Annotated in this window: 20 protein-coding genes; 16 read left to right on the forward strand and 4 right to left on the reverse strand. The window is 40.8% G+C overall.

What is annotated here, in order from left to right; genetic code table 11:
* Nucleotides 1-77 precede the first annotated feature (77 nt).
* Nucleotides 78-263 carry a hypothetical protein gene (locus tag R2Q78_RS16670; protein WP_316793675.1) on the reverse strand — a complete coding sequence of 62 codons (186 nt, stop codon included), beginning with the start codon at nt 261-263 and terminating at the stop codon, nt 78-80.
* Nucleotides 264-377: 114 nt separating this feature from the next.
* On the opposite strand from R2Q78_RS16670, the gene R2Q78_RS16675 reads away from it, so the two are divergent.
* The 12 genes from R2Q78_RS16675 to R2Q78_RS16730 all read left to right on the forward strand — a co-directional run bounded on the left by R2Q78_RS16675 (nt 378) and on the right by R2Q78_RS16730 (nt 13585).
* Nucleotides 378-1922, forward strand: coding sequence for a redoxin domain-containing protein (locus R2Q78_RS16675; protein ID WP_316793676.1), 1545 nt, complete (start codon nt 378-380; stop codon nt 1920-1922).
* Between the two features lie 75 nt (nt 1923-1997).
* A complete protein-coding gene (locus R2Q78_RS16680) occupies nt 1998-2819 on the forward strand; it encodes a hypothetical protein (RefSeq protein WP_316793677.1) in 822 nt (273 codons plus the stop codon).
* An 80-nt stretch (nt 2820-2899) separates the two neighbouring features.
* A complete protein-coding gene (locus R2Q78_RS16685) occupies nt 2900-3331 on the forward strand; it encodes a hypothetical protein (protein ID WP_316793678.1) in 432 nt (143 codons plus the stop codon).
* A 32-nt stretch (nt 3332-3363) separates the two neighbouring features.
* Complete coding sequence (locus R2Q78_RS16690) at nt 3364-4851, forward strand: TlpA disulfide reductase family protein (protein WP_316793679.1); 1488 nt, start codon at nt 3364-3366, stop codon at nt 4849-4851.
* Nucleotides 4852-4864: 13 nt separating this feature from the next.
* The gene (locus R2Q78_RS16695; RefSeq protein ID WP_316793680.1) at nt 4865-6034 is read left to right on the forward strand and encodes a TlpA disulfide reductase family protein; all 1170 of its coding nucleotides are present in this window, start codon (nt 4865-4867) and stop codon (nt 6032-6034) included.
* A 66-nt stretch (nt 6035-6100) separates the two neighbouring features.
* Entirely contained in the window at nt 6101-7192 is a 1092-nt protein-coding gene (locus tag R2Q78_RS16700; protein WP_316793681.1) for a TlpA disulfide reductase family protein, read from the forward strand.
* A gap of 183 nt (nt 7193-7375) precedes the next feature.
* Entirely contained in the window at nt 7376-7753 is a 378-nt protein-coding gene (locus R2Q78_RS16705; RefSeq protein WP_316793682.1) for a DUF805 domain-containing protein, read from the forward strand.
* Nucleotides 7754-7863: 110 nt separating this feature from the next.
* A complete protein-coding gene (locus R2Q78_RS16710) occupies nt 7864-8568 on the forward strand; it encodes a hypothetical protein (RefSeq protein WP_316793683.1) in 705 nt (234 codons plus the stop codon).
* A gap of 148 nt (nt 8569-8716) precedes the next feature.
* Nucleotides 8717-9079, forward strand: a complete 363-nt coding sequence (locus R2Q78_RS16715; RefSeq protein WP_316793684.1) for a response regulator — start codon at nt 8717-8719, stop codon at nt 9077-9079.
* 119 nt (nt 9080-9198) lie between these two features.
* Nucleotides 9199-10140, forward strand: coding sequence for a HEAT repeat domain-containing protein (locus R2Q78_RS16720; protein ID WP_316793685.1), 942 nt, complete (start codon nt 9199-9201; stop codon nt 10138-10140).
* Complete coding sequence (locus R2Q78_RS16725) at nt 10137-11561, forward strand: glycosyltransferase (protein WP_316793686.1); 1425 nt, start codon at nt 10137-10139, stop codon at nt 11559-11561. The genes R2Q78_RS16720 and R2Q78_RS16725 overlap by 4 nt, the downstream gene beginning before the upstream one ends.
* A 2-nt stretch (nt 11562-11563) precedes the next feature.
* Nucleotides 11564-13585: an LTA synthase family protein gene (locus R2Q78_RS16730; protein ID WP_316793687.1), complete on the forward strand. Its 2022-nt coding sequence runs from the start codon at nt 11564-11566 to the stop codon at nt 13583-13585.
* Here R2Q78_RS16730 and R2Q78_RS16735 read toward each other — a convergent pair whose 3' ends face one another.
* The 3 genes from R2Q78_RS16735 to R2Q78_RS16745 are packed head-to-tail and all read right to left on the reverse strand — an operon-like array spanning nt 13586 to nt 17216.
* Nucleotides 13586-14749: a hypothetical protein gene (locus R2Q78_RS16735; RefSeq protein ID WP_316793688.1), complete on the reverse strand. Its 1164-nt coding sequence runs from the start codon at nt 14747-14749 to the stop codon at nt 13586-13588.
* A 3-nt stretch (nt 14750-14752) separates the two neighbouring features.
* Nucleotides 14753-16003, reverse strand: a complete 1251-nt coding sequence (locus R2Q78_RS16740) for a YaiO family outer membrane beta-barrel protein (RefSeq protein ID WP_316793689.1) — start codon at nt 16001-16003, stop codon at nt 14753-14755.
* Nucleotides 16004-16040: 37 nt separating this feature from the next.
* On the reverse strand, nt 16041-17216 hold the full coding sequence (locus tag R2Q78_RS16745; protein WP_316793690.1) for a GAF domain-containing sensor histidine kinase: 1176 nt from the start codon (nt 17214-17216) through the stop codon (nt 16041-16043).
* Nucleotides 17217-17456: 240 nt separating this feature from the next.
* Between R2Q78_RS16745 and R2Q78_RS16750 the strand changes: the two genes are divergently transcribed.
* The 4 genes from R2Q78_RS16750 (at nt 17457) to R2Q78_RS16765 (ending at nt 21959) form a co-directional block, all read left to right on the forward strand.
* Nucleotides 17457-19220 (forward strand): alpha-L-fucosidase, encoded by a 1764-nt coding sequence (locus R2Q78_RS16750; RefSeq protein WP_316793691.1) that lies wholly within the window; start codon nt 17457-17459, stop codon nt 19218-19220.
* Between the two features lie 147 nt (nt 19221-19367).
* Nucleotides 19368-19790, forward strand: a complete 423-nt coding sequence (locus R2Q78_RS16755) for a DUF805 domain-containing protein (protein WP_316793692.1) — start codon at nt 19368-19370, stop codon at nt 19788-19790.
* A gap of 161 nt (nt 19791-19951) precedes the next feature.
* Nucleotides 19952-20980 carry a nucleoid-associated protein gene (locus R2Q78_RS16760; protein WP_316793693.1) on the forward strand — a complete coding sequence of 343 codons (1029 nt, stop codon included), beginning with the start codon at nt 19952-19954 and terminating at the stop codon, nt 20978-20980.
* Nucleotides 20981-21044: 64 nt separating this feature from the next.
* On the forward strand, nt 21045-21959 hold the full coding sequence (locus R2Q78_RS16765; RefSeq protein WP_316793694.1) for an alpha/beta hydrolase: 915 nt from the start codon (nt 21045-21047) through the stop codon (nt 21957-21959).
* Nucleotides 21960-21972 lie beyond the last annotated feature (13 nt).

Genomic DNA, 21972 nt, shown 5'->3' on the forward strand with positions numbered 1-21972 from the left:
GATTATAAGCACAGGAAAGGCCAGGGTTTCTCGGTTTGAAGTTTAAGGCGATCCCGTTCAAATAGGACGGGATCGCTTTACTTTTTCAATTCATCGATTTCATAGTCCAGCAACTTGCCGCCCTGGTGTTCGTATATCCTTTTCAGCAGCATGTTTGTTTTTTTCTGTTCTATGTTCATTCTGTAGATGCCATAGCATATGAAGATGAATCCAAGAAATCCCGTAAGATAAAGTAAAATAGGTATCAGGAATAGTATTTCCATTTTTAGCGTTTTGGTGATGTGATGATAAATGGTGAAGGTAGTGAATCCGGTATTAATTAAGAAGTTAGTAAAAGATAAAATAAAATTGTTTCCGGAATTTCTTATATTCAGTATATGAAACGCTCCTCATATTTAATACTTACACTGATTCTGATCGGTGCCTTGGTTCCCAAATTGGCAGTTTGTCAAAATATCTCGCGTGTAAATCCTGCTGAACCCAATGAAAAGACCAGACTTCTGAAGGCTATTGAATCAGATCCGGATAATCTCTCCTTGCATCAGGATTATCTGGATTTATTTTCGGCGAAAGACACGGTACAGTTGATTTCAAAGTATAGCCAGTTAGGTAAGAAATACCCTAAATCAGCTGTCATCCCTTTTGCTTTTGGCGGCTTTCTGAAGAAGGTTTATCACATCAAGGCAAAGGACTACTTTGAGAAGGCTTTAAGCCTTAGGCCGGACTGGGCTGAAGTATGGATCAAGCTCTATGAAACATCATACCTAACTACAAGTGATTCTATTAAAATAGGATATCTGAAGAAAGCAATGGATAAAGCGCCTAAAAATCTGGATTACCGCATGCGCTACATAAGTGCATTACAAAGTGTAGATAAGATGAAATCCGATTCTCTTTATATAGAAGTTGCTAAGCGCTACCCTGATTCTTTACAAGCAGGTCAGGCATTATGGGAATTAAGTCTTTATACTGATAATAAGGATATCAAACGGGCTTATTACAATCAATTATTTAAATCTAAACACGCTACTACATTTCGGGGCGCTATATTTGATTATTTTGCTTTGTTAATCAACAATAGCGAATATAGAGAGGCCCTGGAAGTTTCATTAACAATGGACTTTAAAACTTTTACGAACAATACACTGCGATGGAAGTTTTATACGAAAGTAGCCCGTCAATTCATTGAGGCCAAACAACTGTTAAATGAGAAGCAGCCTGACGCCGCATTGCTCGCTTTTAATAATATAAAATTGAAGGATAATTTTAGTGCAGTAAGCATTGGAGCTGCGGATCATCTGTTTTTATTAAAAGCAGAAGCCAACGATATGGCAGGACGTACCAGTTTATCCTATGACAGTGTGATGAACTACTACAGCAGGCAACCTTCAGACTTGTTTAGTGACATCATGTTTAAGTACGCCCGGAAAATAGGAAAGGATAGTAATCAGGTTTATACAGATGTAAATGCAATCCGGTATAAGGGAGTAAAAAAGGCTACGCCATTTTCTCTTTTACATTATGAAACCTCCAAAAAAGTTGCTCTAGAAGATTTTAAAGGTAAGGTGGTATTGTTGACCTATTGGTTTCCTAGCTGTGGGCCTTGCAGGGCTGAATTCCCTTATTTCGAATCTGTGTTGAAGAAATTTAACAGAGATCAGGTCGCTTATATAGGAATCAATACCACGCCCGAAGAAGATGCCTTAGTACTTCCTTATATTAAGGACTCAGGATGTACATTTATACCTTTGAAGGACAATCCACTGTGGGATAGAGGTAATATTGACTGGAGCGGAGCACCCACTAATTACCTAATTGATCAGGAAGGGAACGTAGTGTTCTCTAATTTCCGTACCCATAAAGGTAATGAAAGAACGCTGGAATTGATGATAGCAGAATTACTAAATAAAAAAGCCAAATAGCGTGTTTTGGTAATGATAGGCTAAACATCTGATATAGAATGATAGCTCTTATTTAAGGCACTTTAACCGCGGAAAATGAAAATAAATGAAATTCTAAATAAAACCATTGTTCAGTTCTTAATCTTGGGGCTGTTTTTAGCTCCTTGTTGTGCTCAAAAATTGCCAAATGTTCAGGAAACGGGGATGAGAGTGCCAGGTACTGTAAAAATTGATGGTAAAATTGATGAGTGGGGAGGTAAACTCCAAGCATTTAATGATAGGGTTACTCTATTTTATACGATTGCTAATGATGAGGATAACATTTATCTGGTCGTTCATTGTACCAATTCTTTGATTATAAAAAAAATAATAAACGGCGGATTATCTTTTTCTATCAACGTGCTGCACAAAAAAGAAAAGGGTAGCGTTTCAGTTCTGTATCCCTTTGTAAGTAGAGCAGACTACGACAAGGCCTTAAAAAGTCTTCCCGAAGGAGTATCTAATGGACCAAATAACGATAAACAAGCAGCTTTTAAAAAGCGCAGTGATTCACTCTTGACTAACTGGCAGGCGAAAAAACTGGAGGACTTAAGGTTGATCAAGGTTTCAGGTATCGAAGAAATAGAAGATCCTCTAATCTCCATTTACAATCAATATGATATAAAGATTGGCAGACGGTTAGAAAGCAAATATTCGTATAGCTACGAGTTGGCAGTGCCGATAAAATATCTTGGTAACCCCGCTGATATTCAGTTTGTTTATTATAATATAAAGCTGCCCGGCCCACCTATGTATGAATATCACAATCCCGTGGTAGTACAAGGTGGCGGGTCATATCTTACTGAAGGGGGTGTTGATCTAAGGTCTTTAGATAGTGTTACTGATTTTTGGGGGCAGTATAAGTTAATGAAGAAGTAGATTTTATCCGCTCGCGGGTCATTCTATAGACGCTGTAGCATAAGAATAAATTGTTTCCGGAATTTCGTTATATTTAGTGTATGAAACGCTTATCACATCTAATTTTTGCCATAGGTCTTTACCTGATGTTAATCCCTGCATTTAATTCATCTGCACAGACATTACCACAATTAAATGAATCATGGCCGAATGCTACGCCAAACAGTGGTGGTTTTATCCCTTCAGGTATTCACCCAGGGTCTTTCCTTAAAGTAGACGGTATTGACTTTCATATTGTCACCGAAAAGGGTAAAGTAAAGTACATCGACACAAATGATAAGAAATTCAAAATAGACGGGGTAAGTTATATAGGGTTAAAGCTATCTGATTTTAAAAATAAAGCCGAGGTTAAAAAGTATTTGGGCTGGGGACATTACTTGCCGATAAAAGATGGGTGGTATGCTCTCTTTCATTATGAAAGCATCAATGATTCTTCAAAAGCAGTAGCGGTATTTAAATATCAGTTTCATTGATAATGACGCAAGTCTAATTACATTAACTTTTTATGAAAACTATAGCTTATCTGTTTGTCCTTTGTATGTTCTTAGCTTGTAAACCTGGTAAAAGCAATAAGACATCAGTGCCCGGTCCTGATGTTGCCAAAGACAATGACATCTATTTAACCATTGATTCAAATGGATTTATTACGAAAAATATATTCTTATCATATTTTGATCTATATGGAAATAGTATTCAGCATGATTTTAATATCGAAGGCGGTAAAATTAAACATTTGAAGATCAAATCAGAATTGCCGTTATTTTTGAAAGATCCGACTGCCAATCAGACTTATTATTTAATCTATCCAGGTGAGAAAATCAACATCAAAGGTCAGACGGGCGATTTCTTGAATTTTCAAAGTAATTCAACTGATTCCATCCGTAATCATGAATTAGACTTTTTTGACGCATTAAAAACCTTTAGCCTGAGTCCGGAGTCCAGGTTGATGGCAGATAAGATACTTTCCAAGAATTTAAAGATAACTGGCGGGAATTTAAAACCATCCTTAATTCCTATGTTATATCGCATTGCTATCATCAACAAATTAAAGGATACCACAAGGGCAATGGAATACGGAAATCTGGAGTATAGTGAGCGAATGAAATTCCTGACAGAATATGATAAGCAACATCAGGTCTCCGAAAAATTCAAAACCATAGTTGCGAAATATTTTTACTATGACAATATAGGTTTTAGGCTATCGGTTATTAAAGGCAAATTTACTAAAGATCCTAATTTTCTAAATCAACAGCAACTCCAGCGAAAGGTAGCAGAATTGAATTGCGATAGCTGCTTTTTTATTCCTTCCTATCAAACAGCTGTTTCAGATTATCTGAGAATTCTTAAGAAAATTCACAAGGAAAATCCTGTGACCGAAATATATAAGGATCTTAGGATTTCACTCCAAGGCAAAACTGCCGACTTTGCAACATTTATATTGGTAAAAGATCTAATGGAATACCAGGGCAATGGCTATGAAGTTATTTTAAAGCAGTTTTTGAAGGATAATAGGCATAAAGAATTTAGTGACTATTTAACAAAGATTGAAAAACATAAAAATGAGGTAACTAAAGATGGGATGTCGCTTCTACAATCCGATGATAAAATGATCTCCCTTAAATCTTTGCTTGAGAAAAACAAAGGAAAAGTAATACTACTTGATTTTTGGGCTAGTTGGTGTTCAGCTTGTATCGCTGATATTCCATATTCTAATAAATTGAAAACACGGTTTGCCGGTCAACCGGTAGCTTTTATCTATTTATCTATGGATACCCAGGTTCCCGCCTGGAAAAGCTCGAATGATCAGCTCGGCCTGTCGTCCAGCTATTTGGTGATGGATAACTTCAAATCAGAACTTGCTAAAAGCCTGAAGATTGAATCTATACCGAGATATGTTTTGATCGATAAAGCCGGTAATATTGTGACTAAAAATGCACCAAGACCTACTGATAAAGAGTTGGCAAATCAAATTGAAAGGATAATCAAAGATTAGTTATATTTATTTTATGAAACGCTCATCATATCTGATACTTATGCTGGTTTTGATCAGTACATTGATCCCTGTTCTAGCAGTTTGTCAAAGCTCACCATATAACGGCGATGGGCAATATGTTTATGATATCCAATTTATCAACTCCTCATTAAGCGGCAAGAAGCTTTATTTAAACTCTTTTGATAATTTGGGACTTAGAGTAGTTAGACGTGATTCTGCTATCGTTAAAAATGGCGCTGTTCAATTTAAAAGAAAACTGAATCAACCGGCGATGATTGTGTCTTTAGTGCTAAAAGATGCAGGCAGAAGTATGGCAAACAAATTTGTACTTGATTCCGGGAAACAAAAAGTTAATTTGGAACTGATCCCTGAATCGGCTTCTTTAAAACTATCTAATCATAGTACTATAAGTAATCAAATTCTGAGAGGTATAGACAGCATAATGCATGCAAAGTTTGAAGCGACGAAAGCCCTTAATAGAGGAAATAGAAGCCGTGTCTTATCTGAAGAAGCCAACAGAAAAATGTATCAGGAAACAATTTCTTATTTGAGTCGCTACAAGAATAACTTTTCTGCACTACTTTCATTGTACAAAGTGAGTCACGTCGTGGATGGAACGATGAAATGGTCACAAACTATTTTGGATACCCTGGCGGGTTTTAGTGAAGAACTTAGACACTCCCTCTTGGGTAAGCAAATTCAGGAAGAAAGAACGCTATACATTAACGCCCGGAAATCAAATAGAGTGGGCGACAAGGTCTTGATTTTTAACGTGAAGGATGATAAGGGGAAAGTTTTTACAAACAGTTCACTCCATGGTCAAAATTATTTAATTGTATTCTGTGCAACTTGGTGCGGACCCTGTCAGGAACAATTGCCAAAGTTAAAAAAACTATATTCAGTATATAAGGGTAAGGGGTTAAAAGTGGTGTATTTTAACGATGATGATGATATTGGGAGATGGCAAAAACATATATCCTCAAAAAAACTCGATTGGATAAACGTCTCTGAAAGGTTGAAGCCAAGAAATTCAAAAATCTCTAAGTTATTCGGTGTGGATGCTATACCCTCAGTCTTCATGATTAATAAAGCGGGTGAAATTGTATACAATTCTGATAAAACTGATCCGGGACTCGGTGATATTGAAAAGGAGCTTAAAAAATTATATACAATAATAGACTAAAAGGATACTCATGAATCTCTTTTATAAGAGAGTTATGGCTTGGAGCTTTAATGTAAACACTTAAACATGAAAAATCTTTCAAAAATAGTGCAGTCACTTATACTTTTGATGTTGGTAGCCGGCATCGAATCGAATGCTCAAATCAAATTCAAAGTATCAGGTGTGATAACAGGATATGAAGGGGGAAAGGTGCAGCTGAAGATACTTGAAACTACCATGAAGCCATTAAAAACCTACACTGCTAATATTGTTAACGGGCGTTATAGCTTTGCTGGAGATATGGAATATCCATCGACTACTGCTTCTTTAGATATTTTGGCCGGGGAAAAGAAAGCTAATTTTAAGTTGGCATTAGATTCAGGTTTTAACGAACATAAAATTGATTTTACGAATGCTCCTGCGAAAATAAAGGTTTTAAATTCTGTGTCAGACGTAATCAGGATCCGACTGGATAGTGTAAATAAAATACCTCTGAAAGATAGCATATCCTTGGAGGGTAGGGTGGTGGATCGCAGAACCCTTAGTTATTTTAAAGTATTGGAAGAATACCCTGATAATTTCTATAGTCTGTGGAGTCTGGTACATATCACTAGGTTTGCCGGCTCTCTTAGCTATTCTGACTTAATTCTTGACACTTATGATCGGTTGGGTGAAGATCTGAGGAGTTCTTCTTTTGGAAAATATCTTTACGAAAAGGAATCAAAAAAGATTGCTAACGATTTCGCTAGTCAAAATGGGAAAAAAGCTCCAATATTTACTACGCTAACAAATGATAAAACTCAATTCAGTAATGCTTCCTTGAAAGGAGAGGTATACTTAATAGTGTTTACCGCATCCTGGTGTGGGCCATGTAGAAAGCAATTACCTGAACTAAAGGCTTTGTACGGCAAGTACAAAAGCAAAGGCTTAAAATTAGTATACGTAAGTAGTGATGAAAAACTTTCTGAATGGATGGCGTACACTAAAAACTCCCCTAAAGAATGGATTTATATTCCAGATAACATCAATAAGCAATTTAGAGTAGTAAGTCCGCTTTATTCGGTACAATACCTTCCTACGCATTTTTTAATCAATAGAGCTGGGGAAATTGTATTCAATACAAAAAAAGCAAATGGTGGAATGCGGGAGCTGGAAATGGCTCTTGAAAAAGAGCTATAACAACAATAATAGGTCAGGATCATAGTTTTTTGGCTCTTCGTCATCTCGACGCTAGGAAAGATTTATTGTTTAGGTAGGAATAACTGCAAATATTTTTGGCGATGCCGGTAAAAATGCCAAGATTTGATGAACGCTCTTGTAGCCCTGCATTCCAGGATACAGGCAGAAAATTTAAATTAACATATGTTCCAGAATCCTTTTTCTTTTGATGGTCGTATCCGTAGACTTGAATACGGACTAAGTTATATCATGTATTTTGCTTACATAATCATCGCAATGGTTCTTCTGATGTTATCAGGTGTAGTAAAAAATAACTTTCAGGACCCTAAAGAAACCCTGTATTTCTATATTGTGGCAAGTCCTGCAATCTGGCTGATGATCGCCCAGGGAGCAAAACGTTGCCATGACAGGGGCAATAGCGGCTGGTTCCAACTCATTCCATTCTATGGTTTGTGGATGCTGTTTGCAGATGGAGACATTGGCGATAATGAATATGGTCCAAACCCAAAAGGATTATATTATGAGTTCGATCATTTCGACGAGTCCAATGAGAAAAACTAAACCTTTCATTGCAATATTTTTGATGCAATATTAAGAACGGCATGCCTTTTCGGTATATTCATTTACACACAAATGAAAAATTATGAAAAGGTTATTTATCGATCGCATCGATGCTGATTGCGCCGTATTTCGGCTTTAGTCAGGAGCTCAGTAGTTTTGAGCAGGATATTCTCAAACAGATCAACCGGGTTGAATGTCCGGAAAAGAAAATCACCCATGAGCGGGACAATTTCGGAAACCTACTTATCAAGGACAATTTCGGGATCAACATTGCTACTTTAAAGAAGGATATTTTTGGCAACTATACCGAAGAATTCGAATCTGGTAAGAAGAGGGAATATAGAAAAGATATCTTCGGTAACCTGGAAATAAGAGATGAACGGGGGCAAACCATAGGGTCTGTGAAGAAGGATGTATTTGGGAATGTGACGGTTGAAGGCGAGAATGGTAAGAAAAAAGAATATAGAAAGGACATCTTCGGTAACCTGGAAATCAGAGACGAACGGGGGCAAACCATAGGGTCTGTGAAGAAGGATATATTTGGGAATGTGACGGTTGAAGGCGAGAATGGTAAGAAAAAAGAATATAGAAAGGACATCTTTGGCAATCTGGAAATCAGGGACGAACGGGGTCAAACCATAGGGTCTGTCAAGAAAGACATATTCGGAAATGTCACAGAAGAAGGTGAGAATGGTAAGAAAAGAGTCTACAAAAAAGACATCTTCGGCAATCTGGAAATAACAGATGAAAACGGGAAGGTTATTGGCAAGTATAAAAAAGATATATTCGGAAATACAGTTTTTGAGCCTAACTGATCACCAGTACAGGGTGTGTTCAAAATATCATCGTTCCTGCCATCTTCATTAAAACAATTACTAGCATGTTTTATTAAAAAAACTTACCTTAGACGTAATAATCGTGCGTTTTTAAATTATTAGTTATAACATCCCTTACCACTAATATATGAAGATTTTAATAGCTGAAGATGATGAGCTCATGCTCAGGACTTTGGAATTCCGTTTAAAGAAAGATGGCCATCAGGTTATCCTCGCCAGAGACGGCAAAGAAGCTTTGGAAAAAATAGATGAGTTTCTTCCTGACTTGGTGATTTCTGATATAATGATGCCTTATTTCTCAGGCCTGGAAGTGGTGGCTGCGCTGAGAGAGAAACATCAGACTCCTATTATTGTGCTTTCTGCTATGGGTCAGGAAGATATTGTGTTGGAGGCATTCCGTCTGGGAGCTGATGATTTTATCACGAAACCTTTCAGTCCGAGTGAACTGTCTGTGAGGATAAAAAGGTTTTCACTTGTGTCAGCCAGATGATTTTTTTTGAAGCACTTCTATTGTTCTTTTTAGGTGCCTCAATATTTCTGATTCTTTTCATGACAATCTACTTGCTGGTCAGGAATAAGTGGAGAGTGAAATACGCTAAATGGAATAATATGATGGATCTATTGCTTAGAAAGGCCATTTTTTTTCATGAGGATGGTCATATCGAAACACAATTGATTCCTGTTACTTCGCGTCTTAAAGCCAATCTGGCAAATGTCAGGTTTAGAAACCGGTTGGCCAAAAAAATTACCGCTGCAAAAAAGAACATGTCCGGTCAGGCTGGACAAAACCTCAAAAAGCTGTACACACAGCTCAATCTGGATACTTATGCGATTAAGTTGATAGACAGCGGGAAGTGGCACCTCATGGCGCGGGGAATCCAGCAAATTGGTACTATGGAGCTTAAAGAGTACCTCAAAAAAATATACAGGTTTACGGATGACAAAAATGAACTGGTCAGAGCGGAAGCCCAGATCGCTGTACTCAATCTTTCCGGATTTGAAGGACTTCGTTTTCTTGATTTGATCTCTTACCGGATCTCGGAATGGCAACAGATGAAATTGCTAAATGAACTATCTGCGGTTCCTCACGTAAACCTTAGCGGAATCGACAATTGGCTCAAATCTGACAATCCAAGTGTTGTCGCATTTGCCCTGAAACTAGTACGTAATTACCATCATTTTGAGCTTTACAATGATATCGTCAATTGTCTTGAACATCCAGAACCTAACGTAAGAATACAGGCTGTATATACGCTGATAGACATCTTTACAGAAGACACCTCAAAAAAGTTATTGGATAAGTTCAGCCAGGAAGCGCATGAAAACCAATTTGCCATTTTGAAAGCGGTAAAAAAAATTGGTGACGATGCTGACCTGCCAAAGCTGCAAACGCTTTTATGCACAGAAGATTTTGAAATGAAACTGGAAGTTGTCCGTGCAATGGCAAACATTAGTGAGGCTGGTTTGGAATTGTTGGAGAATGACCCTCAATCACAAGTTTACCCTTTGAATGAAATGCTTACTCAAATTAAAAGTGAAATAAAACGATGAGCTGGCAGTCGATCCTACTTGATTTTTTTACCTACAGCCTGTTGTTTTATTCAGTAGTGCTGCTGTCCTGCTATATGTTCATCGGTGCTTACTCAATTGGTGAAATCCGGACCTACCTTCGCAAAAACAGTTTTACGGATTACAGGGTACTTGCCAGTTCGACGCAGGCGCCAAGCATTAGCATTCTGGCCCCCGCATATAACGAAGGTGCTAATGTCATAGAGAATGTGCGGTCGTTGTTGTCTATCAATTACAACAATCTGGAGGTAATCATCATCAATGATGGGAGTAAGGACGATTCCCTGGCCAAACTAATCAGTGCTTACGATCTCTATAAAGCAGATTTTTTTGTCAACAACCGGATCCCTACGAAAGAAGTTCTCGGTGTTTACAAAAGCAGGAAGGCTGTCTATAAAAAGCTGATCGTTGTCGACAAACAAAATGGCGGAAAGGCAGATGCTTTAAATGTTGGAGTAAACATTGCGCAAAACGATTATATCGTTTGTATTGATGTGGATTGTATCCTGGAGCAGGATGCCTTGCTCAAGCTGGCCAAGCCATTCCTCGAAGAGACGAAGGCCAGAGTCATTGCTACCGGTGGCGTAATCCGCATAGCCAACAGTTGCATCGTAGAAAACGGCCGCCTGGTAAAGGTAAACCTGCCCAAACAGTTCCTGCCGAGGGTACAGACTTTAGAGTACATCAGGGCTTTCCTGTTGGGCAGAATGGCATGGAGTCGTTTAAATGGTCTGCTGCTCATTTCCGGTGCTTTCGGAGCGTTCGATAAGGATATCGTGATCAAATGCGGAGGATACAACCATGCTACCGTAGGAGAGGACATGGAACTGGTGGTGAGGATGCGCAGGTATATGGAAGAACAAAAGGTTCCTTACCGGGTGAGTTTTATTCCCGATCCCCTGTGCTGGACAGAAGCCCCTGCATCTTTTAAAATCCTAGGCAGACAAAGAAACCGCTGGACCAGGGGCACTATAGAAACCCTACAGTTCCATAAGGTCATGTTTTTTAACCCAAAATACGGCCGTCTGGGAATGGTGAGTTATCCCTACTGGTTTTTCTTTGAATTTCTGGCTCCGATTGTTGAGTTTTTCGGTTTCCTGAGCTTTCTCGTTTTTGCTGTACTTGGTTTGATCCAGTGGAACTTTTTTATCGGCCTGCTGCTCTTTGTCTTCAGCTTCGGATTTCTTTATTCGGTGTTTGCCATACTTATGGAAGTACTCACCTACAATCAATATAAAAGCAATAAAGACCTGCTGATGCTCATCCTGACGGCATTTCTGGAACCTTTTATCTTCCATCCGTTTGTAGTGTGGTCCGCCGTTCAGGGCAACATAGACCTGTTGAGGAAAAAGAATTCCTGGGGTGAAATGACCAGACAAGGTTTCACAAAAAAACAAACTTGAGCATGATGAACCGCCTTAAATCAGCCACGCAAACTTTTATCCAGCTCGCTTTAGTCTGGCTCGCTGCTTTGATCCTTGTCAGGGTTTTTGAAGTTTTGCTAAACGGCATCACCCATGAATTTCCGGAAAATGTACCTGGATTTCTTTTCTGGGCAGTGGTGACAGATGTCGTGTTTTGGCTCAAATGGCTGATTTTCGAATATGTGATTTTCCTGCTAATTGCTCTGGGGTCTCTAAAACTATCTAAAATAGTGTTTAAGGTTTTTATTGTGCTGATGATCATCATTCAGATCGGACTGGTCCAGTACTTCAATACTTCATTGGTGCCACTTGGCGCAGATATTTACGGATACTCAATTGCCGATATCAAACAGACCGTCGGTGCCTCCGGGGCCATGAGTGTCCAGCTGGTTTTGGGCTTTATCGTGCTGCTGGCCCTGCTTGTTGCCGGCTTAAAGTTCCTGCCTGGTAAAATCAGGATGCCCCTGTGGGTTGCATTTTTACTACCTGGACTGTCCCTTCTCTTTCTGATCACCGGCTTGTCCGGACTGCTACAGGGGAAGCCCTATAAATCAGATTTTGCAAATAACCTTGCACTCAATAAGACAGACTTTTTCTTTGGGAGTTCTTACAGCCATTTTTTTCCGGAAGACGAAGAAGAAGACATTTATGCAGATGCCTATATTGGCGACTATGGGGATGCTAAAATGGTATCCACCTCATTTAAATATATTGGTGGTGATAAATATCCGTTTTTTAGAAAGTTAGAGGATCAGGATGTACTTACACCATTTTTTAATGTCCCTGCCACCAAACCCAATGTCGTTATTATTCTGGTAGAGGGATTAGGAAGAGCATTTACGAACGAGGGTGCCTATCTCGGCAATTTCACTCCATTTCTTGATTCCCTGGCAGGTAAAAGTCTGTATTGGAAGAATTTTCTGAGCGAAGGCGGACGTACATTCGCAGTGCTGCCCTCTCTAATGGGCTCTCTGCCCTTCTCAAAGAATGGATTCCTGGAACTTGGCGATAAAATGCCGGAACATGCTTCCCTGTACAGTTTATTGAAATTCAACGGGTATAAAACTTCTTTCTACTATGGCGGTGATGCTGCTTTCGATAACATGTCGGTCTTTTTGAAGAAGAACCAGGTTGATGAGGTCAAAGACATCAAGTCATTCCCGCAGGGATATATGAGATTGCCGGCCGCCAATGGATTTAGCTGGGGATACGACGATAAGGAGCTCTTCAGGTACTATTTAAATACAAGGCCGGGTGAAGAATCTAAATCTCCGGAGTTAAACGTACTGCTCACTGTGTCTACACACAACCCCTTCCTGATCAATGATCAGGGTAAGTACACTAAAAAGTTTGAGCAGCGGATGGATGAACTCGGATTTGAAAATCCTAAAAAGGATACCTACAGAAATTATAAGTTGCAATACTCTTCAATTTTGTATGCCGACGATGCGTTGCGGGGATTTTTCAACAGCTATAGGCAGCGTAAAGATTTTGCGAATACCATATTCATCATTACCGGCGACCATAGGATTCCTGAAATACCGATGAGTAATAAGATAGATAGGTACCATGTGCCGCTCATCATTTATTCTCCGTTGTTGAAGCGCACCGCCCAGTTTGCCTCAATTTCTACTCATTTTGACATTACACCGAGTTTGCTGGCCTTTCTTAAAGCCAATTACAAACTCAATGCACCCGATGATGCCAGCTGGATGGGAGAGGGGCTGGACACTACCAGAAGCTTCCGGAACATCCATAAATACCCGCTCATGCAAACCAAAACAGACATTATTGATTTTGTAATGGGAGAATATCACCTCAATGGTACTTCTCTGTATAAAATGACGCAAAATATGGAGGAGGAACCGGTGCAAGACCAGGCGATGTACAATCAGCTGAAGAGTGCGTTCGAAAACTTTAAACGACGGAATGCAGGTATTGGAAATGGAGCGGGGATTCTGCCCGATTCCATTTTAAGTAAATACCGTTTACCTGGTAAATAGCTATTTCCCTTTAAATTCTTTTTCTTCGTCCAGTATTTTGGTGACCATAGGTTTGTAAAAGTTCCAGAAAAAGCTCGATCGTTCCATCGGGTCGGCAGTGTTGTAAAACAGCCATTTAAAGAAAGTGATCCCTTTAAAATAGGACGTACCCATGCTGATCGGATTGTCGCAAAAGTCACCCGAAAAATAATAGAACCTGTAATCCCTGTCTTTGTGCATGATTACTGCCGGAAAAACAGCAGGCAGGTTGTGTTTTGCTAACAGTTTACGGCCCCTGGCATTCACATCTATGTTAAAGCTGGCTACCTGGGTATTGGTTTTAAGGTCCGGCTGGATCACATCAAACCAAAAAGCATACTTGATTCTTGCGGGCAGCCCGAAGTTTTCCTGTCCGTAAGCAGTGCTGGTAATATGGGGCATAGGATCTTTAAGGTCGGTGCTGTCTTCCAGGATCACTACCTGATCGTGGTCATTTACAAAAGCAACCCCGGATTTCTTAAAAGGCCATTGGTTATTGTTGTCCCGTTTGTAATTTCGAATCAGCCACCTGGGTAACTCCTTGTTTTTTGCGCTGTCCAGGTTTTCAAAAAAACGCCCTGTCCAGCCGGTCCAGCGCATTGCAAACAGACTTTCGAACCTATGGCGGGTATCTACATGCGTAGGACTGCCGATGCTGTTGAATTCCGTGATGATCAGTTTACGCTTTGCCTTCATCAGTTTCAACAGTTCAATGTCCTGGCTGCTCATGCCGCCGTATATCATTCCAGACCTTTCAGTATTGTTGGCCTGGGCGTACCATTCATTCTTATAGATGCCGTAAGTATCTGTAAAGTAAACCATATCGGCATCTTCACTTAGCTGTTGCAGCTGGTCGGCGCTAAACCTTTCCAGTCCCTTCAGCCGGAATTTTTCATTGTCCAGCGGAAAAAAGCCGTAATAGTCATTGGCAATTTTATAGGGTTTGGTGCTGGTCTTGGTAATTTTTTGATGATTGAGGATCCAGGTCAGCGAAATGTGTTCCTGTCCCTGCGTTGTTAAAACCGTTTTGTCGATGATAGCGGCAACCATTTTAGTTTTAGGCGTACACAGCCAGACCAGCCACATGATCAGCGGAATTGCCAGAATGACAACCAGTACGGTCCTTAACTTTGTTTTCCTAGGCATGGTTTAAAAGCGTCTGATGTATCCTATTCCAAGATCAATCTGCGTTCCTTTAGTATTCAGCTTATATTCCTGATTGTCGATGCCCATGTTTACAAAGAGAATATTTAGGGATTTGAAAGCCTTTCTATAGCCCAGGGTAGCGTTGTTCGACCTGAGTTTGTAGTTTGAATTTCCTATCAGGATATTGTTTTGAGGATCATCCGGAGAAAGTCCGGTGCCCAGCCGTAAACTGAAATAATCATCGGCACCACCATAATAATAGCGGGTGGTCAGCGCAAACGACTGTGAAACCGCATCACTGGAAGGTGTGAGGAAAGTCCGGAAATTAAACCAAAAGCTTTTATAATATTTACCTACCGAGGCGGTATAGATCCAGGTAGATTCACCGAAGGTAAGGTAACGGAAGCCCGCTTCTGCTTCAAAGCTGGCTGGTAAATTGGCGTAGAGCGAAAAACCAGCCCTGTAGTGAGGGAAAACCCCCACGTCGTTGGAATATCCACCACTGATGTAAGCCTGAAAAGTATTGGAAATGCGGGGATAAGCATCAACCTCAAACTGAAGCCCGCTGGTATTGAATCGATTACCATAATTAACCCGGCCGATGATAGAACCTATCTTAGTCTGACGGCTATAGTCTACACTCAGCAGATGCCATGGGTCATCAAACTGTTTGTCGAAATGGATAAAATCATAAGATACGCCGATCTTGTTTTTCGCGGAGTTTTCCCTGATCCTGGCTGCCAGCGTTCTCGCCTCAGTCATATTCGGATCGACTTTAATCACCTTTTCTATTTCAATATTGGCTTCGGGCCACCTTTTAAGGTCATTCAGGATCTTGGCTTTTAGCAGCAGCAGGTCCTTGGCATCACTATGGTATTTTAACCCAGAGTTTACATGCTCCAGGGCCTTTTCAGAGTTGTCTTCCCAAAATTCCAGACTGCCAAGTGCCAGAGCGGCATCAGCATTGTCCGGCTGTTTACTGAGCACGAGATTAAAAGCCTGTCTTGCGCTGTCGGGTTGTTTTGTCCAGGTATACAGTCTGCCCAGAAATATCCTGATATCCGCATAATCAGGACTTTTAGCCAAGGCCTGTTTGCTCAATGAAATTGCTGTGGGATAATCCTTCTGGTCAAAAGCAGCCTTACGCGCTGTGGTAAACAAATCATCAGAACTGACATTTTGTTCCTGAGCCTGCGATAATCCGAAAGAAAACAATAAGCATATCAGGGAAAGAAGGAATCTTAAGCGCATCATTAATTACATTAGGGTTGATCAATTAAAGGTAACAAAATTATGAATTATTCTGAGGGAGATACACCTCAAAAGTAGTTCCCTGATTAAGCTCCGAACGGATTTCCAGTTGTCCCTCCAGCTTTTCTATCAGGTGTTTTACCAATGAAAGTCCGAATCCATAGCCTTTTTCGCCGCTGGTGCCTTTTGTGGTATGGCTGTTTCCTTCAAGTATACTGGCTATTTCATCCTTGCTGATACCAACTCCGTTATCTGAAACTGAAATGCTCAGCACATTCTTATCAGACTTCACGATCAGGTCCAGGCCCACGGTTACCTTGCCGCCGACCGGGGTAAATTTAATGGCATTGGAGATCAGGTTTCCGGTGATCTGCAGGAGTTTATTTTTCGAAAAGGGGATGTATTGAGTCTCCTGGTTTACATTAAACTGCAGTTGCAATTGTTTGGAGATGGCCTGCGGGCCATAAAGTTCCTTTAGTTTGTCCCTAAAACTGCTCAGATGGAATTGCGTGTTGCTGTGTTGATTTACTACTTCTTTATCCTCGCTTAGAATTTCATCCGCAAGATCAAGAATGGACTTGCTGCCGCTGTGGATCAGGTTGATAAAATCCATTACCTCGTCGATATTTGCGCTTTTGCCCTGTTCACTGATGATCTGCGACAAGCCAATGATGCCTGCAAGCGGGCCGCGGATGTCATGCGCTACTTTTTTCTTGGATTCATTGGCCTCATTTACCTGACTTTTCAGGTCGTCCATCGCTTTATAACTTTTCAGCCTGTTTACAATTTCACCAGCAATGATCTTCAGCAATTCTATTTTTTCAGGGCTCATTGTTTTGAACTTCGTATCCATCACGCATAAGGCACCGATATTTATTCCTTCTCTATCCTTCAACGGAATGCCAAAATAATAGCGGAGCGACATCGGATCATTTACGAAGTCCTTTTTATTGAAACGCTCGTCGGCGGTTAAGTCAGGCACTTCCAGCTGATCGTCGCTCATGATTGTGTACTGGCAAACGGTATCTTCCCTTGGGGTCTGATCTACGTCGAGCCCGTGGTTGCCTATGGTCCATTGCGTGTAGGAATCAATGAGGTTCACAAGAGAGATTTCAGTGCCGGCCACCTTTGCCGCCAAATGTGTAAGGTCTTTAAAATTGTCAGATAAACTGCTGTAGTCGATGTCAAGATCGGACAAATGGATTAATCTCTCCATCTCGTTCGCAGGTATTGGATTGTTATTTTGCGACATAAGGTATTCTCGATTGTTAAAGCTAAAGTTGTCGCTAAAATAACTAATAATATGCCAAAGTATATCGATCAGCATTTTAATTCAGGTAATTTCCGGGATGGATGCTCATCTTAATAATCGTTTACTCCATCGTAATAATGTAATAATCTATTTCTTGCTTTAAAAAATCACAATAGATTCGATTACACCAAATCAAACAAGAATATGAAAAAGTTTTTCTATGTCGCAACTGCATTTTTGAGTCTGCTTTTCACAACCGCACAAGGGCAGTGGTCCGTATTGAATACCGATAATGTTCCTAAACAATCGGCTTATAAATACCAGCCTTTTACAAAGGAACAGTGGAATGCAAGTACATTTGCCAGTCCGCAACAAATGAAATGGTTTACCGAGGCCCGCTATGGTATGTTTATTCACTTTGGTTTATCAGCCTACGTTGAAAAGGACATCAGCTGGCCGATCGTCAAAAATTACAAAGCACCGGATGAGGGACATGGAGCTTACCCGGATAGCGTATGGACAAAATGGCCTTCTAAATTTAAGCTGGAAAATTTTAATGCCAGGGAATGGGTACAGATTGCCAAAGATGCAGGCATGAAGTACGTTGTGGTGATAGCAAAACACCACGATGGCTTTCATATGTGGGATACCAAATTTTCAGATTTCAAAATTACCAATACCCCCTTTGGGCGCGACTATCTAAAGGAAATAGCCGATGCCTGTCATGCCGCCAATATGCCATTCGGATTTTACTATTCACAGCGGGACTGGCATCATCCGGATTATGCCCCTGTAGATACTTCAAGGGCAGTAAACACAAAAAATGGAGTGGTATGGAAATCACTGAAGGGAGGGAATGCAATTGCGGGCGCTACGCACAAGAAATATCTGGAGTACCAGAAGAATGTAGTAACTGAACTGTTGACAAAATATGGCAAGGTCGATATTTTCTGGTTTGATGCAGCATGGTGGGGTGGCATGTTTACTGCCGACATGTGGGATGCGGAGAACTTAACCGGCATGATGCGTAAATTGCAGCCCGGAATTATCATCAACAACAGAGCAAGTGTTCCCGGCGATTTTGATACACCAGAGCAACAAGTAGGGCGCTATCAAAAGAGAGCCTGGGAAAGTGCACTGACCTTAAACGACAACTGGGCATATTCACCTGTACCTAACAAATCAAAAAAAGACCTGCTTCGTGAGCTTTTCTCTTGTGCTCAAGGCAATGGTAATGTACTGATGAGTTGGGGTGCACATTGGGACGGTAGGTTTAATCCTACCCAGAAAGCGCTGTTGCTCAGCATGGGCGAGTGGTTAAAGAAGTATGGTAATGCTTTTTATGATACCAAAGGTGGTCCTTGGATGCCTGGGAAATGGGGTGGTGCAACTTATTCGGGCAGTAAAGTCTATTTGTATGTTTACGATTGGAAAGATGGTAAAATCACCTTGCCGGCCATACCGGGCAATGGCATATTAAAAGCGAAATTTTTGAATGCAGCGGGCCAGGTGAAGTTTGTTCTTGCGAACAATGAGTGGCAGTTTACCGCTCCGGCCCAACCAGATGAGATTGCAACAATAATTGAACTGGACATGAAAAAGCCTGTTAGTGGGGTATTGAGCAATGCAAATAATTCAGTATTTGAGGGGCCGGAATATGGGGCAGTGGTAAAAGATGCAGAAATTGCCGCTGCTGAGTGGAAGAAGGGACAGCATATTTTAGATTTAAAAAAGATTTATAATGTAACCGGAATTGGGGTTTACAATAATAAAAATACCATCACTGTAAAAGTATCTGTAAATGGGACCGAATGGAAAGAAGCCGGGGTGATCAATCCAGATGGGAATGAGATCAGCCTCACGACCTATATGACTGGTGCGGAAGTATTGGGCCGCAAGGTAAGATACCTGCAACTGAATACTACCGGAGAACCCATGAAGGGATCAATAAAAGTATACGCAAAGTAAGGATAGCAAAAAGAAAAAGCTTCCTGGTTTCGACTGAAGCCAAAATTATCAGGCAGCAATTGTAGCTTTAATTGTTATTTTTGTTGGAGTTGGCTTTGTCAATCTTGTTTTGATATAGCTCTTTTTTAATAATGTAATTAACCTCTTATGTTTAAAAATCCTTTTTCATTTCATGGCCGTATCCGCAGGCTAGAGTATTGGTACAGCTGGGTGATATACTATGGCTACAGTGCGGTGGTGGATGTCATATTGGTATCGCTGGGGGTTGTAGGCCCTGGCAGAGTCGTTCCTATGTTTAATTTCGGACTTCCTATAACTTTTAAAAATAAACTTCCGGATGACCCCATTCATCTTACGATTGCTATAATCGCATACGCCCCAATCATTCTTTTTATGATTACTCAGCGTGCTAAGCGATGCCACGACAGAGGCAATAGCGGCTGGTTTCAGATCATCCCATTTTATGGTTTGTGGATGCTTTTTGCTGATGGACAGATAGGGGATAATCAGTATGGCCCAAATCCTAAGGGTAAAAGTTATCATTTTTTGAAGCCAGAGAGAGAGTTTTAATTCACCTGATTTTCTGTAATCTTATTTGCTATTTTTGTCGCCGTTGTTGCGCTGGTAATTGCGGCGACTGTTGCGTTACGCTGTTACGCTTTTTGTCATCCAGAGCGCAGCGAAGGATCTTGTGAATCCGCTATAACAACACTGAACACAATTGATAAAGAATGATAGAAATAACTGATGTTTTTTTAAAGAAGGTGATGATGCATAGGGTGAGCTATGTGGAGAGTCAGGCCCGTGCGGGAGAAGAAGTTTTCGACCTGAGTGATGAAACCCTGTCGGATGTATTGAAAAATATGTTCTTGAAGCCGTTCACCAATAACGTTTCCTCGCAGGAATTTCACCATACCATAGACCTTAATTTCAATGTACTGTTTAGCCTATCGAAGCAAATCCGTGAGAACGGTAACTTCATAGAGCTTTCCAAGAAAATCTTTGATCACCTCATGTCGGTGAGCGACAATGCCAACATCAAGGACGGTGACGTGTTCGTAGCCAGGTTCGATGACATCAAGCTGAATGAAAACTTTTATGAAGGTCTGGGCATCTTTAAATTTGAAGACAAGCAGTCCTTTGTAGAGACCGATCTGACCTCCAGCAGTCTAACTCATTCGCTACGCAAGGGCATCGGGGCTAAGAAGCCTGAAAAGGCAGTGCTTATTCTCTTTACTGAAGAGCCTTATACCTTGCTGATCATAGACAACAGTACGGCTGAAACCGACTATTGGCAAAACAAGTTTATCGGCAACAGGCAAAAAGCAGATTTCGTGAACAATACAACTGACCTGCTATTGATGGCCAAGAATTTCATCGTAGAGCAAATCCCTCAGGAGTTCGACATCACCAGGGCTGATCAGATCGATTTACTGAATAAATCTTTTCATTATTTCAAGGAAAAGGAAAGTTTTGATATCGAAGAATTCTCGCAGCAGGTGATTGCCAATGATGAAGGGATCGCAGCCTTTAAAACCTATAAGCAGGCTTTCGACGAAGGATTGGACACACCAATACCTGATAGTTTCGACATCTCAGAAAAGGCGGTCAAGAAGCAGGCCAAGGCTTATAAGAGTGTACTCAAACTGGATAAGAACTTCCATATTTATATTCATGGCGATAAGGAATTGATTGAGAATGGCTTTGATGATGGTAAGCGTATGAATTATTACAAGGTGTATTACCATCAGGAGGAGTAAATTCACTATTCGCCTTGACGATGATAGCGGAACGGTTTTTGTTTTAGTTAATAAAAATATCCCTATGAAAAGCTTAGCTGTTTATTTTACTTTATGTGCCTTTTTGGTACTGACTTCCTGCAAGAAAGACAAGAAATTGACCACCGAAGCACAGGTCATCACCAATATCAGTTTTGGTGATGACCCAGCGCAAAAAATGGATGCCTACCTGCCGGAAGGTCGTAATGAACAAACGCCAGTGGTAGTGATGCTGCATGGAGGTGGATTTGTAGCTGGCGATAAAGCCGATGTTTCTGCAAGGGCACAACAATTGTCTGCGCAAGGTTTTGTGGTACTTAATGTCAATTACCGATTGGTGAATATAGATGGTGTGCTTAGCAACCCTATAGTACATAAGCCTAGTCCGGTAAAAATTGCAGATCAGTTGAACGACATTCAGGCGGCCGTTAACCTCGCTGCGGCTAAAAGCAGTGAATGGAGGATGAGCAGTGATAAATGGGCTGTAGCTGGGCATAGCGCAGGTGCAACCTTAGCTTTACTTTATGCATATGGAGATAAAAATACCGGGGGCAGGGTTAAAGTCGCTGCTAACTGGGCTGGGGCTACTAATTTTGCTTTTCAGGATGAATCAGAAGTGAAACTGCTTGATCCCAGGATCGTAGAGGTTATCTACCGTGCAGTGGGTGCAGAGCCTGTGCAAGCAAATATATTGGCTTATATGGCGGCCAGTCCGATGTGGCTGGGCATCCAGGGTAAGGCATTAGCAACCATCAACATTCGTCCTGAATTTAACAACGTTGGTGATCTTCCAGACGGAAGCAAAACTGAGTACGACAAGTTTACCCAGATACTGACCGAAAAGGGCGTGACGAACAAAAGAGTAGAAGTTGCCGGTGCCGATCATGGCTTTTCAAAAGCGGGCAACTGGGACCTGGTCATCAATGAAACTTCTGCATTTTTCAAAGCCCGGTTGCAATAAGCGACGGGCTGAT

Source organism: Pedobacter frigoris (genome assembly GCF_032678645.1).
Classification (GTDB): Bacteria; Bacteroidota; Bacteroidia; order Sphingobacteriales; family Sphingobacteriaceae; genus Pedobacter; species Pedobacter frigoris_A.

Coding starts and splice junctions, on each gene's coding strand:
- R2Q78_RS16670 (WP_316793675.1), bottom strand. CDS start 263: ATGGAAATACTATTCCTGATACCTATTTTACTTTATCTTACGGGATTT.
- R2Q78_RS16675 (WP_316793676.1), top strand. CDS start 378: ATGAAACGCTCCTCATATTTAATACTTACACTGATTCTGATCGGTGCC.
- R2Q78_RS16680 (WP_316793677.1), top strand. CDS start 1,998: ATGAAAATAAATGAAATTCTAAATAAAACCATTGTTCAGTTCTTAATC.
- R2Q78_RS16685 (WP_316793678.1), top strand. CDS start 2,900: ATGAAACGCTTATCACATCTAATTTTTGCCATAGGTCTTTACCTGATG.
- R2Q78_RS16690 (WP_316793679.1), top strand. CDS start 3,364: ATGAAAACTATAGCTTATCTGTTTGTCCTTTGTATGTTCTTAGCTTGT.
- R2Q78_RS16695 (WP_316793680.1), top strand. CDS start 4,865: ATGAAACGCTCATCATATCTGATACTTATGCTGGTTTTGATCAGTACA.
- R2Q78_RS16700 (WP_316793681.1), top strand. CDS start 6,101: ATGAAAAATCTTTCAAAAATAGTGCAGTCACTTATACTTTTGATGTTG.
- R2Q78_RS16705 (WP_316793682.1), top strand. CDS start 7,376: ATGTTCCAGAATCCTTTTTCTTTTGATGGTCGTATCCGTAGACTTGAA.
- R2Q78_RS16710 (WP_316793683.1), top strand. CDS start 7,864: ATGCTGATTGCGCCGTATTTCGGCTTTAGTCAGGAGCTCAGTAGTTTT.
- R2Q78_RS16715 (WP_316793684.1), top strand. CDS start 8,717: ATGAAGATTTTAATAGCTGAAGATGATGAGCTCATGCTCAGGACTTTG.
- R2Q78_RS16720 (WP_316793685.1), top strand. CDS start 9,199: ATGATGGATCTATTGCTTAGAAAGGCCATTTTTTTTCATGAGGATGGT.
- R2Q78_RS16725 (WP_316793686.1), top strand. CDS start 10,137: ATGAGCTGGCAGTCGATCCTACTTGATTTTTTTACCTACAGCCTGTTG.
- R2Q78_RS16730 (WP_316793687.1), top strand. CDS start 11,564: ATGATGAACCGCCTTAAATCAGCCACGCAAACTTTTATCCAGCTCGCT.
- R2Q78_RS16735 (WP_316793688.1), bottom strand. CDS start 14,749: ATGCCTAGGAAAACAAAGTTAAGGACCGTACTGGTTGTCATTCTGGCA.
- R2Q78_RS16740 (WP_316793689.1), bottom strand. CDS start 16,003: ATGATGCGCTTAAGATTCCTTCTTTCCCTGATATGCTTATTGTTTTCT.
- R2Q78_RS16745 (WP_316793690.1), bottom strand. CDS start 17,216: ATGGAGAGATTAATCCATTTGTCCGATCTTGACATCGACTACAGCAGT.
- R2Q78_RS16750 (WP_316793691.1), top strand. CDS start 17,457: ATGAAAAAGTTTTTCTATGTCGCAACTGCATTTTTGAGTCTGCTTTTC.
- R2Q78_RS16755 (WP_316793692.1), top strand. CDS start 19,368: ATGTTTAAAAATCCTTTTTCATTTCATGGCCGTATCCGCAGGCTAGAG.
- R2Q78_RS16760 (WP_316793693.1), top strand. CDS start 19,952: ATGATAGAAATAACTGATGTTTTTTTAAAGAAGGTGATGATGCATAGG.
- R2Q78_RS16765 (WP_316793694.1), top strand. CDS start 21,045: ATGAAAAGCTTAGCTGTTTATTTTACTTTATGTGCCTTTTTGGTACTG.